We start from the raw sequence: 11947 nt of genomic DNA, 5'->3' as shown, positions 1-11947 counted from the left end.
CTGAGCCCCAGAGGCACTAACAAGGGTGGGTCAAGATTGGATGGAAACGGTGGGTCAGGATTGCGCGGGAATCAACAAGCATGGCCCTCCCTGCCCAAGCCCTGAAACCGGGCTTTTGGAGCGTGTAGCCTATTTGGGAGGGGCCCCTGTTGGCAATACGCTTGGCGCGCCCGGCAAGGGTCAGCGACCGGAAGGCATAGTCGCCCGGCCGCAGACCGGCTGACGCTCAGCGCGGGAACTCAGCGTCCCGGATGATGGAAAGTTCGCGCGCGAGTTTCTTGGCTTCACGACGGAAGCGCTCGAGCTGAGGGGGCAGGAAAGACACAGCCATGGCTTGACTCCGCGGTCGCGGTGACTCCGATGCGCCCACACACCGAGCCAGCGGCGACCATTGGAAGGTCAAGGCAGGACTCGTCGATGAAGATGTTCGCGCTGCCGATACGGCTTCGCCTTGTGGGCGGGCAGGCCGGCGGAACGGCCCGTGCCATGAGTGTAGGACAACTGGACCGGCCCACTCAAGAACGGGAAACCCTGCTAGGCCTCATCGTCTGCCGACGCTGCCCCTGCCATCAGTTCCGAAAGCAGCGCTGCCACCGTCAGCCCGCGGCGAACGGCGAGCGCGGTTAGCGCTGCATGCGTCGACATCGGAAGCCGCAGCACTCGGCTGGCCTCCTGACGACTTGCCCCTGCTTTGCTCTGCCGAAGGGCCGCCAGCATTGCCTGGCGACCTTCTGCAGTCAGGTGCTGCTCGAGCCAGCTGTTGGCCTCCACCGCAAAGTCACCTTGGCGAAGCGTCAGGCTGCGCCTTCGAAGGGCGCCCAAAGACCGCTTCGTCTCCTTCAGGCCGGCTGAGAAGTACTCGGCCTTGCGGTTGAGGGCGCGTTGGGCATAGGCGAGCGCCTCATCGGCCTGACCAGGGGGAAGCGAGGTTCGGGGGCGTCCCATAGACCGCATGTTGGCGTGATTGACTCACGCCTATTTTGCCAAGCGAAATGGGGCGCAAGAATCGCTAGAGGAAGCACCTCAACTCCCCGCTAGCCCGCGCCAATGCTCACTCTCCGGGATTTCTTGGGTCAACAGCGTAGTAAAACCCGGGGAAGAAAAAAAGGCCGGCTGATGCCGGCCTTTCTGCTTATTTCCAGGGGCCGCCGCGCAGCCGGGCGCCGGCCTTGATCGCGCGCTTGGCGAACCAGCCCTGGTTCATCTCCAGCGCGTAACGCACCGGCCTGGCCGAGCAATGTTGGGCCTCCGACCGGGGCCGCATCTCGGCGACGTTGACGATGCTGCCATCGTCCGCCAGGAAGGCGATCGACAGCGGCAGCAGGGTGTTCTTCATCCAGAAGCATTGCACGCCGGGCTGTTCGAACACGAACAGCATGCCGGCGTTGGCGGGCATGCTGGGCCGGTGCATCAGGCCGATCGCACGCTGCTCGGGCGTTTCGGCCAGCTCGGCCTGGATCAGGTGCATGCCGGCGCTGAGCTGGGTGGCGGGCAGGCGCCGCGCCCCGTCCTGGGCCAGCGCGGGGCCGGCCAGCAGGGCGGCGAGGGTCAGGGATGCGAGTGTCTTGATATAGATCATGTCTTGGGGGGCTCGGCCTGCCTAGATTATCGGGTGACGACAAGCGCCTCGATGAGCACAGCCACCCTCTCCATTGCCGACCGCGAAGCCCTGGACCAGCGCGAGGCGCAGGCGCCCTTCACGCAATGGCGCGCGGAAGGGGCCGAGGCGGTGTCCCAGCTCAGGCTCTCGGGCCTGCATTGCGCGGCCTGCGCCGGCATCATCGAACGGGCGCTGCGGGCCGAGCCCGGCGTGCTGGCGGCCGAGGTCAATGCGGCGGCAGAGCGCCTGCGGCTCACCTGGGCGCCGCAGCGCACGCGCCTGAGCCGCCTGATCGAGGCGGTGCGGCGCGCCGGCTACGACGCGCTGCCGGATGCTGCGGCGCCGGCCCGGCAGTTGCGCGAGCGCGAGCAGCGCCGCGCGGTCTGGCGCCTGTTCGTGGCCGGTTTCCTGATGATGCAGGTGATGATGCTGGCCTGGCCTTCCTATGTGGCGGCGCCGGGCGAGCTGAGCGAGGACCTGCGCCGCCTGCTGAACTGGGGCTCCTGGGTGCTCTCGCTGCCGCTGCTGCTGTTCGCGGCCGGCCCCTTCTTCGGCAGCGCCTGGGCGCAGATCCGCCAGCGCCGCCTGGGCATGGACGTGCCGGTGGCGCTGGGCATCGCGGTGACCTTCGTCGCCAGCAGCGGTGCCACCTTCGACCCGGGCGGCGCCTTCGGCCGCGAGGTCTATTTCGATTCGCTGACCATGTTCGTCAGCTTCCTGCTGGCCGGGCGCTGGCTGGAGCTGCGCGCGCGCCACCGGGTCGCGCGCGAGCTGGAGGGCGCGATGGGCCGGCTGCCGGAGCTGGTGGAGCGCATCGAGGCCGACGGGCAGGGCCGCCGGGTCGCGCCCGCGGCGCTTCGCGTCGGCGATCTGCTGCGCGTGCCGGTGGGCGCGGCCTTTCCGGCCGACGGCCGCATCGAGCAGGGCAGCACGGCGGCCGACGAGGCCCTGCTGAGCGGCGAGTCCGAGCCGGTGGCCAAGCCCTGCGGGGCGGCCGTGGTGGCCGGCAGCCTGAACCTGCAGGCGCCGGTGCTGCTGCGGGTCGAGCGGCTCGGCGCCGACACGCGGTTCGAAGCCATCGTGCGCCTGATGCGCGAGGCGCTGGTGGCGCGTCCGGCCTCGCTGGCCCTGGCCGAGCGGGTGGCCGGACCCTTTCTGTGGGCCGTGCTGCTGCTGGCGGCCGGCGGCGCGCTGGCCTGGAGCTTCATCGCGCCGGAGCGTGCGATCTGGGTGGCCGTCTCGGTGCTGATCGTCACCTGCCCCTGCGCGCTGTCGCTGGCCGCGCCCTCGGCCCGGCTGGCGGCGGCCGGTCACCTGGCGCGGCGCGGCGTGCTGCTGGCGCGGCTGGAGCTGCTGGAGAGCATGGCGCGGGTCGACCTCGTCGTGCTGGACAAGACCGGCACGCTCAGCGAGGAGGGCATGGCCCTGCTGGAGCAGGCGGGCGAGGCGGAGCTGCTGCCGCGCGCCGCGGCGCTGGCGCGCCGGTCGCAGCATGTGTTCGCGCGTGCGCTGGCGCAGGCCTGTCCCGACGGGCAGGGCGCATGGCACGAGGTCGAGGAGATCCCCGGCCGCGGCCTGCGGGCGCGCGACGAACAGGGCCGGTTGTGGCGCCTGGGCGCGCCGGCCTGGGTCGGCGCGGGGGGCGAGGCCGCAGCGCAGCTGGCCTTCGGCACCGGGGGGCAGGTCTTGCTGAGCCTGCGTTTCGGCGAGCGCCTGCGCGCCGATGCGCAGGCCGCGATCGCGCGGCTGCATGCGCTGGGCCTGGCGACGCTGCTGCTGTCCGGCGATGCGCCGGCGCGGGTCGAGGCCATGGCGCGGCGGGCCGGTGTGCAGCGGGCCGTCGGCGGCGCCAGTCCGGAGGACAAGCTGGCCGAGGTCGAGCGGCTGCAGGCGGCCGGCCACCGGCTGCTGATGCTGGGCGACGGCATCAACGACGCACCGGTGCTGGCGCGCGCCGATGCCAGCCTGGCGATGGGGCAGGGCGCGCTGCTGGCGCGCGCGCAGGCCGATGGCGTGCTGCTGTCGGGGCGCCTGGGCGACGTGGCGCGCCTGCGCGAGCTGGCGCTGCGCACGCGCCGCGTGATCCGCCAGAACCTGGCCTGGGCGGCCCTTTACAACGCCGCCAGCATCCCGCTGGCGCTGGCCGGGCTGATGCCGCCCTGGGCCGCCGGCCTGGGCATGGCGCTCAGCTCGCTGTTCGTCGTGTTGAACGCCCTGCACCTGCAAAGGAACTGAGAAGCGCGATGGAAATCATGTACCTGTTGATCCCGCTGTCGGTGGTGCTGGTGCTGGCCATCGTCGGCCTGTTCGGCTGGGCGCTGCACAGCGGCCAGCTGGAAGACCTGGAGCGCGAAGGCGAACGGATTTTCGAAGCGGAAGCGCCGCCGGTTGACGGCGATCAAGCCCCGGCAGCCGAGCGCCGCCGAGAATTTTTGCCATCATCACAAGGAGCGTCGCAATGACGAGTGGGGCAACCGGGCGTACAGGGCCCGTTTACGAGGACGGGGTCGTGCGCGCCTTTGCGCTGGCCGCCGTGCTGTGGGGCGTGGTGGGCATGCTGGTGGGGGTGATCATCGCCGCCCAGTTGGCCTGGCCCGAACTGAACCTGGGCATTTCCTGGCTGAGCTACGGGCGCCTGCGCCCGCTGCACACCAATGCGGTGATCTTCGCCTTCGGCGGCTGCGCGCTGTTTGCCACCGCCTATCACGTGGTGCAGCGCACCGGCCAGACCCGGCTGTTCGCGCCCAAGCTGGCCTGGGCCACCTTCTGGGGCTGGCAGCTGGTGATCGTGGCGGCCGCGATCACCTTGCCGCTGGGCATGACCAGCGGCAAGGAATACGCCGAGCTGGAATGGCCGATCGACATCCTGATCACCCTGGTGTGGGTCAGCTACGCGATCGTGTTCTTCGGCACCGTGGGCATCCGCAAGGTCAGGCACATCTATGTGGCCAACTGGTTCTTCGGCGCCTTCATCATCGCGGTGGCCCTGCTGCACCTGGTGAACAGCGCGGCGCTGCCGGTCAGCTGGACCAAGAGCTACTCGGCCTATGCCGGCGTGCAGGATGCGATGGTGCAGTGGTGGTACGGCCATAACGCGGTGGGCTTCTTCCTGACCGCGGGCTTCCTCGGGATGATGTACTACTACATCCCCAAGCAGGCCGAGCGCCCGGTCTACAGCTACCGCCTGTCGATCGTGCACTTCTGGGCGCTGATCTTCACCTATATGTGGGCGGGCCCGCACCACCTGCACTACACCGCGCTGCCCGACTGGGCGCAGAGCGTGGGCATGGTGTTCTCGCTGGTGCTGCTGGCGCCCAGCTGGGGCGGCATGATCAACGGCGTCATGACCCTCAGCGGCGCCTGGCACAAGCTGCGCGACGACCCGATCCTGAAGTTCCTGATCGTCTCGCTGAGCTTCTACGGCATGTCGACCTTCGAGGGCCCGATGATGTCGATCAAGACGGTCAACGCGCTGTCGCACTACACCGACTGGACCGTCGGCCATGTGCACAGCGGCGCGCTCGGCTGGGTGGGCCTGATCTCGATGGGCTCGCTGTACCACCTGATCCCGCGCATGTATGGCCGCACCGAGATGTTCAGCAAGCGCGCGATCGAGCTGCACTTCTGGATCGCGACGCTGGGCATCGTGCTCTATATCGCCGCGATGTGGATCGCCGGCGTGATGCAGGGCCTGATGTGGCGCGCCACCAATCCGGACGGCACGCTGGTCTACAGCTTCGTCGAGAGCGTCAAGGCCAGCTATCCCTTCTACGTGATCCGCCTGGCGGGCGGCCTGCTGTACCTCGGCGGCATGTGCGTGATGGCCTGGAACGTGTTGATGACGGCGCGTATCGGCCGCTACGAGCCGGTGCGCGTGCCTGCCGCCGTCGCTCACGCCTGAGGAGGAGCCCAAGATGACAACGAAATCCGTGAGCGGTCACGAGAAAATCGAGACCAGCAACTTCCTGATGATCGTGCTGGTGCTGCTGACCGTGCTGGTCGGCGGCGTCGTCGAGATCGTGCCGCTGTTCTTCCAGCGTTCCACGACCGAGGCCGTGCCGGGGCTCAAGCCCTACACGCCGCTGCAGCTGGCTGGGCGCGACATCTATGTCCGCGAGGGCTGCTACAACTGCCACTCGCAGATGATCCGCCCCTTCCGCGCCGAGACCCTGCGCTACGGCCATTACTCGACGGCCGGCGAATTCGTCTACGACCGTCCCTTCCAATGGGGCAGCAAGCGCACCGGCCCGGACCTGCAGCGCGTCGGCGGCCGCTACAGCGACGAATGGCACCGCATCCACCTGATCAATCCGCGCGATCTGGTGCCCGAGTCCAATATGCCGGCCTACCCCTGGCTCGCCAGCGCCGGCGTGAACCCGGCAGAGATGGCGCCCAAGCTGCAGGCCCTGCGTACGCTGGGCGTGCCCTACAGCGACGCCGACGTGGCCGGCGCGGCCGAGGCCGTCAAGGGCAGGAGCGAGCTGGAGGCGGTGATCGCCTATCTCCAGGTCCTCGGCACGGCCCTGAAGTGAGGGACTCAGTGATGGACATCAATGACCTGAGAAGCGCCGTCACCGTGCTGCTGCTGCTGATGTTTGCGGCCATCGTGGCCTGGGTGTACAGCAGCAAGCGCGACGCGCATGCCTTCGACGAACTGGCGGCCCTGCCCTTGCAGGACGAGGCTGGAGTGACAAGCAATGAGTAGCGACTTTTTCTCCAACGGTTGGTCCTGGTTTGTCGCCGCGACCACGATCGGCGGCCTGCTGTTCTGCCTGCTGCTGCTGATCATCGCGGCGCGTCGCCGTGTGATGGCCGGCGACAACACCACCGGCCATATCTGGGACGAGGATCTGCGCGAGCTGAACAACCCGCTGCCGCGCTGGTGGATGGGTCTGTTCGTGTTGACCGTGCTGTTCTCCGGCATCTACCTGGCGCTCTACCCGGGCCTGGGCAGCGCGGCCGGCACGCTGGGGTGGAGCAGCACGGGCCAGTACGAGACCGAGCAGGCCAAGGCCCGCGCGGCGCTGGCCGAGGTCTATGCCAAGTACCGGGCGATGCCGGTCGACAAGCTGGCCGGCGACGCCAACGCCATGGCCATGGGCGAGCGCATCTTTGCCAACAACTGCGCCAGCTGCCATGGCTCGGACGCCAAGGGCAGCAAGGGCTTTCCCAACCTGAGCGACGGCGACTGGCTCTACGGCGGCGCGCACGAGACCATCATGGAGACCATCGCCAAGGGCCGCACCGGCGTGATGCCCCCGATGGCGGCCGCGGTGGGCAATGCCGACGATGTGCGCAATCTGGCCCACTATGTGCTGAGCCTGTCCGGCAGCCCGCACAACTCGGTGGCGGCGCAACTGGGCAAGGACAAGTTCGGCGCCTGCGCGGCCTGCCATGGCCCCGGTGGCAAGGGCAACCCGGCCCTGGGAGCGCCGAACCTGAGCGACAAGGTGTGGCTGCACGGCTGGGGCGAGGACGCCGTGGTGGCGATGATCAACGGCGGCAAGAACAATCAGATGCCGGCCCATGAGGCGCGCCTGAGCCCCGAGCAGATCCGGGTGCTGGCGGCCTATGTCTGGGGCCTGTCGCATGCCGCCAAGCAGTAAGGCCATCCGATGAGCAGTCCGGGCCGTCCCCGCGCCAAGGTCATCCCGCTGCAGCCCGTCGATGCGGGCAGCGGCGAGCTGGTGTCGCTGTACCAGTCGGAAGGAAAGATCCATGCCCGCGCGGTGCATGGCTGGTTCGCCGCCTGGCGCTGGGCTCTGGTCTGGATCACGCAGCTGGTGTTCTACGGTCTGCCCTGGCTGGAGTGGAACGCCCGCCAGGCGGTGCTGTTCGACCTGGGCGCGCGGCGCTTCTACATCTTCGGCCTGGTGCTGTATCCGCAGGACTTCATCTACCTGACGGCCCTGCTGCTGGTCTCGGCCTATGCACTGTTCTTCTTCACCGCGGTGGCGGGGCGGCTGTGGTGCGGCTACGCCTGCCCGCAGACGGTCTACACCGAGATCTTCATGTGGGTGGAGCAGAAGTTCGAGGGCGACCGCCATGCGCGCATCAAGCTCGACGCGGCGCCCTGGGGGCTGAACAAGCTCTGGCGCAAGGGCGGCAAGCAGCTGGTCTGGATTGCCATCGGCCTGTGGACCGGCTTCAGCTTCGTCGGCTACTTCACGCCGATCAAGGAACTGGGCCGCGAGCTGCTGTCCTTCGGCCTAGGCCCCTGGGAATGGTTCTGGGTGCTGTTCTACGGCTTCGCCACCTATGGCAATGCCGGCTATATGCGCGAGCAGGTGTGCAAATACATGTGCCCCTACGCGCGTTTCCAGAGCGCGATGTTCGACCGTGACACGCTGATCATCAGCTATGACGCCGAGCGCGGCGAGCCGCGCGGTTCGCGCTCCAAGAAGGCCGATCTAAAGGCCCTGGGCCTGGGCTCCTGCATCGACTGCACGCTGTGCGTGCAGGTCTGCCCCACCGGCATCGACATCCGCAAGGGCCTGCAGTACGAGTGCATCGGCTGCGCGGCCTGCATCGACGTCTGCAATGACGTGATGGACAAGATGAGCTATCCGCGCGGCCTGATCCGTTACGACACCGAAAACGGCCTGGCCCAGCACCTGAGCCGCGCCCAGCGCTGGCGCCGTGTGCTGCGCCCGCGGGTGCTGATCTACGGTGCCGTGTTGCTGCTGCTCAGCGGTGCGATGCTGGCCGGCCTGGCGCTACGCGCGCCGTTCCGGGTCGATGTGCTGCGCGACCGCGCCGCGCTGGCGCGCCTGGTCGACGAGGGCCGGATCGAGAACATCTACCGCCTGCAGATCATGAATGCCACCGAGCGCGTGCAGCGCTACCGGGTCGGCGTCGAGGGCCTGCCCGGGCTGGCGCTGGCCAAGCCCCTGGAACTGGAACTGATGCCGGCCGAGGGGCGCTGGGTCGCGCTGGCGCTGCGCCTGCCGCCCGACAGCGCGGCCCGCGCCGGCGCCGGTGCCCATCCCATCCATTTCGAGATCCTGCGCGCGGCGGCGTCCGGCGCGGAGGCGAGCGCGGGCGATGACGCCCGCTCGGTGCGCGAGAAGTCCACCTTCGTGGTGCCGCGCTGAAGCACGCGAGTCAAAGGAGAGAGATCATGTCGAGCAAGCCCTCCGCGAGCCCCGCCGACCCGGCTGCGCCGCGCCCCTGGTGGCGCGAACGCATGATGTGGTTGGTGGTCGGCGGCCCCGGCGCCGTCGTGCTGGCCTCCATCGCCACCCTGGTGCTGGCCATCACCCATCCCGATCCGGTGATCGAGACCCGGGTCGGGCCCTCGGCCGACATGCGCCAGAGCCAGGCCCTGGAGCCGGCGGTCAAGGCGCGCAACCATGCGGCCACCGGCGCTGCTCGGCCTCGCTAGCATGGACGGCGCGGCCGGCCCGGTCGGGCAATCGCGGCCATCGCGGCAATCGCGCCGGCTGATGGCGGCGCTGTGGCCCTCGTTCCTGATGGCGGGCGTGCTGGAGGGGCTGCTGTTCAGCCTGCTGGACCCGGCCGTGCTGGCCGGACCGGCGGGCCTGTCCGCGACCGCGGTCTACAGCCTGGCCTTCCTGTGCTTCTGGGCGGTCACGGCCCTGACTTCGGGCCTGAGCCTGCTGCTGGCAGGCGAATGATCAGCAGTTCGTGCTGTTGATCAGGCGCTGCAGCCCGGCCTGGTCGAGGATGCGGATCTGGCGCTGCTTCACGTCCAGCAGGCCTTCCTCCTGGAACTTGGAGAAGGTGCGCGACACCGTTTCGAGCTTCAGGCCCAGATAGCTGCCGATCTCCTCGCGCGTCATGCGCAGCACCAGGCTGGAGGCCGAGAAGCCGCGCGCCTGCAGGCGCTGGGTCAGGTTCAGCAGGAAGGCCGCCAGGCGCTCCTCGGCGCGCATGCTGCCCAGCAGCAGCATCACGCCATGATCGCGCACGATCTCGCGGCTCATGATCTTGTGGAACTGGTGCTGCAGGTCGGTGAACTCGCGCGACAGCTCTTCCAGCTGGCCATAGGGGATCACGCAGACCTGGGAGTCCTCCAGCGCGACCGCGTCGCAGGAATGGCGGTCGTTGCTGATGCCGTCCAGCCCCAGCAGCTCGCCGGCCATCTGGAAGCCGGTCACCTGGTCGCGCCCGTCCTCTGCCGACACGCAGGTCTTGAAGAAGCCGGTGCGCACAGCGTACAGCGACTGGAAAGTGTCGCCGGTGCGGAACAGGGTGTCGCCGCGGGCCACGTTGCGGCGCGTGGCCACCAGGCTGTCGAGCTGCTCCAGATCCTGCTTCGACATGCCCACCGGCAGGCACAGCTCGCGCAGATTGCAGCTGGAGCAGGCCACCTTGAAGGGCTCGATCTTGATCGGGGGGATCGCGTTGGCGTTCCTGGCCGCCACCCGGCCGGAGCATTCGGCGCCGTTGGCGCTGGCGGGATCCTGCGAGGCTTCTATCGATGTGGACATGATGCTCCTTAAACTTGCAGCGATTGTTGTCGCGGTTTCTCGCATCGGGCTTGATGCACATCAAGGACCCTTTGCTGCCGGCTTGGCAAAGTGGGCCCATGCCTTCCTGCACAACAATTTCCACCGCCGGCCCGGTCATCAACCCGGAGCTGCTGCGCCGATACGATATTGCGGGGCCGCGCTACACCTCCTATCCGACCGCCGATCGCTTCGTCGAGGCCTTCACGGTCCAGCATTATGAACAGGCCCTGGCCCAGCGCGCCAGCGGGGCCCTGGTGGGCGGGGGGGCGCCGCTGTCGCTGTATGTGCATGTGCCCTTCTGCGAATCGGTCTGCTACTACTGCGCCTGCAACAAGGTCATCACCCGCCATCACGAGCGCGCCACCGAGTATCTGCAGGCCCTGGTCAGCGAGATGGACCTGACCCTGGCGCAACTGGGGCGTGCGCCGGCGGTGTCGCAGCTGCACCTGGGCGGCGGTTCGCCGACCTTTCTGAGCGATGCCGAACTGAGCCGCCTGATGCAGGACCTGCGCGAGCGCTTCCGGCTGGAGGCGGGTGCGGAAATCTCGATCGAGGTGGATCCGCGCACCGTCAGCACCGAACGCCTGGCGCATCTGCGGACCCTGGGCTTCAACCGGCTGAGCTTCGGCGTGCAGGATTTCGACCCGGCCGTGCAGCAGGCCGTGCACCGCCAGCAGAGCCACGCCGAGGTGGCGGCCCTGATGGGCGCAGCGCGCACATTGGGCTTCGAGTCCACCAATGTCGACCTGATCTACGGCCTGCCGCTGCAGACGCCGGCCTCCTTCGAGCGCACGGTCGCCCAGGTGGCGGCGCTCAGACCCGACCGCATCGCGCTCTACGGTTATGCGCATCTGCCGGAGCGCTTCAAGCCGCAACGGCGCATCGACAGTGCCCAGCTGCCCCAGGCCGGCGACAAGCTGGCGATGCTGTCGGGCGCGATCGCCGGCTTCATCGCCCAGGGCTACAGCTATATCGGCATGGACCATTTCGCGCTGCCCACCGACTCGCTGGCCGTGGCCAAGCGCCAGGGCCGGCTGCACCGCAACTTCCAGGGCTACAGCACCCAGGCCGACTGCGACCTGATCGGTCTGGGCGTCTCGGCCATCGGCCGGGTCGGCGCCACCTACAGCCAGAACGCCAAGACCCTGGACGAGTACTACGAGACGCTGCGCCAGGGGCGCCTGCCGGTGGTGCGCGGTCTGGCGCTGAACCGCGACGACCTGGTGCGGCGCGCGGTGATCATGGCCCTGATGTGCCAGGGGCGGGTGGAGTTCGAATCGATCGAACTGTCCCACCTGATCAAGGTGCCCGAGTATTTCCGCACCGAGCTGGAGCGCCTGGCGCCGCTGCAGGAGGCCGGCATGGTGATCCTGTCGCCGGGCGCCATCGAGGTGACCGCGCTGGGCTGGTACTTCGTGCGCGCGGTGGCGATGGTGTTCGACCGCTATCTGCAGGCCGACCGCACGCGCGCGCAGTTCTCCAAGATCATCTGACGGCGTCGCGGCATGGACGCTGCACTGCTCGCCTCCGCAGCCCTGATGGGCCTGGCCGGCTCCCCGCATTGCGTGGCGATGTGCGGTGCGGCCTGTGCCGGCCTGGCCGGCGGCGAACGGCGCGCCGCCTGGGGCTTCCAGCTGGCGCGGGGGGCGAGCTATGCGGTCGGCGGCACCCTGGCCGCGGCCAGCGCCGGCTGGGCCGCCCAACTGGGCCAGGCCAGCGCGCTGCTGCGGCCGTTGTGGGTGATGCTGCACATGGCGGCCTTTGCTCTGGGCCTGTACCTGCTGTGGCGCGGCCGCCAGCCGGCCTGGCTGGAGCGGCTGGGTTGGCGCCGCGGGCCGGACGCGCGCCCCGCCGGCGTCGCGCTGGCCGGCAT

General features: G+C 69.0%; 14 protein-coding genes. 11 read left to right on the top strand and 3 right to left on the bottom strand.

Annotation, left to right across the window (positions count from 1 at the left end; genetic code table 11):
* Positions 1-534: 534 nt before the first annotated feature.
* On the bottom strand, positions 535-945 hold the full coding sequence (locus tag AC07OQ_RS24135; protein ID WP_495055690.1) for a hypothetical protein: 411 nt from the start codon (positions 943-945) through the stop codon (positions 535-537).
* Positions 946-1132: 187 nt separating this feature from the next.
* The gene (locus tag AC07OQ_RS24130; RefSeq protein WP_495055689.1) at positions 1133-1579 is read right to left on the bottom strand and encodes a DUF192 domain-containing protein; all 447 of its coding nucleotides are present in this window, start codon (positions 1577-1579) and stop codon (positions 1133-1135) included.
* A gap of 51 nt (positions 1580-1630) precedes the next feature.
* Between AC07OQ_RS24130 and AC07OQ_RS24125 the strand changes: the two genes are divergently transcribed.
* The 9 genes from AC07OQ_RS24125 (at position 1631) to AC07OQ_RS24085 (ending at position 9237) form a co-directional block, all read left to right on the top strand.
* On the top strand, positions 1631-3835 hold the full coding sequence (locus AC07OQ_RS24125) for a heavy metal translocating P-type ATPase (RefSeq protein WP_495055688.1): 2205 nt from the start codon (positions 1631-1633) through the stop codon (positions 3833-3835).
* Positions 3836-3843: 8 nt separating this feature from the next.
* The gene (gene ccoS / locus AC07OQ_RS24120; RefSeq protein WP_495055687.1) at positions 3844-4062 is read left to right on the top strand and encodes a cbb3-type cytochrome oxidase assembly protein CcoS; all 219 of its coding nucleotides are present in this window, start codon (positions 3844-3846) and stop codon (positions 4060-4062) included.
* On the top strand, positions 4059-5501 hold the full coding sequence (gene ccoN / locus AC07OQ_RS24115) for a cytochrome-c oxidase, cbb3-type subunit I (RefSeq protein ID WP_495055686.1): 1443 nt from the start codon (positions 4059-4061) through the stop codon (positions 5499-5501). Before ccoS ends, ccoN begins: the two co-directional genes overlap by 4 nt.
* A gap of 13 nt (positions 5502-5514) precedes the next feature.
* Positions 5515-6132, top strand: a complete 618-nt coding sequence (gene ccoO, locus AC07OQ_RS24110; RefSeq protein WP_495055685.1) for a cytochrome-c oxidase, cbb3-type subunit II — start codon at positions 5515-5517, stop codon at positions 6130-6132.
* 11 nt (positions 6133-6143) lie between these two features.
* Positions 6144-6305: a cbb3-type cytochrome oxidase subunit 3 gene (locus tag AC07OQ_RS24105; RefSeq protein WP_495055684.1), complete on the top strand. Its 162-nt coding sequence runs from the start codon at positions 6144-6146 to the stop codon at positions 6303-6305.
* A complete protein-coding gene (gene ccoP, locus AC07OQ_RS24100; protein WP_495055683.1) occupies positions 6298-7206 on the top strand; it encodes a cytochrome-c oxidase, cbb3-type subunit III in 909 nt (302 codons plus the stop codon). Before AC07OQ_RS24105 ends, ccoP begins: the two co-directional genes overlap by 8 nt.
* A gap of 9 nt (positions 7207-7215) precedes the next feature.
* Positions 7216-8694, top strand: a complete 1479-nt coding sequence (gene ccoG / locus AC07OQ_RS24095; RefSeq protein ID WP_495055682.1) for a cytochrome c oxidase accessory protein CcoG — start codon at positions 7216-7218, stop codon at positions 8692-8694.
* A 26-nt stretch (positions 8695-8720) separates the two neighbouring features.
* Positions 8721-8984: a hypothetical protein gene (locus AC07OQ_RS24090; protein WP_495055681.1), complete on the top strand. Its 264-nt coding sequence runs from the start codon at positions 8721-8723 to the stop codon at positions 8982-8984.
* Between the two features lie 61 nt (positions 8985-9045).
* A complete protein-coding gene (locus tag AC07OQ_RS24085; protein WP_495055680.1) occupies positions 9046-9237 on the top strand; it encodes a hypothetical protein in 192 nt (63 codons plus the stop codon).
* On the opposite strand, the gene fnr is transcribed toward AC07OQ_RS24085, so the two are convergent.
* A complete protein-coding gene (fnr, locus tag AC07OQ_RS24080) occupies positions 9238-10053 on the bottom strand; it encodes a fumarate/nitrate reduction transcriptional regulator Fnr (protein WP_495055679.1) in 816 nt (271 codons plus the stop codon). It abuts the gene before it with no gap.
* A gap of 98 nt (positions 10054-10151) precedes the next feature.
* On the opposite strand from fnr, the gene hemN reads away from it, so the two are divergent.
* Positions 10152-11567, top strand: a complete 1416-nt coding sequence (gene hemN, locus AC07OQ_RS24075) for an oxygen-independent coproporphyrinogen III oxidase (RefSeq protein WP_495055678.1) — start codon at positions 10152-10154, stop codon at positions 11565-11567.
* 12 nt (positions 11568-11579) lie between these two features.
* A partial coding sequence (locus AC07OQ_RS24070; RefSeq protein ID WP_495055677.1) for an urease accessory protein UreH domain-containing protein occupies positions 11580-11947 on the top strand: 368 nt, incomplete at its 3' end.

Source organism: Roseateles sp. GW821-FHT09B06, from assembly GCF_059418245.1.
This window is presented reverse-complemented; position numbering and strand designations above follow the sequence as displayed.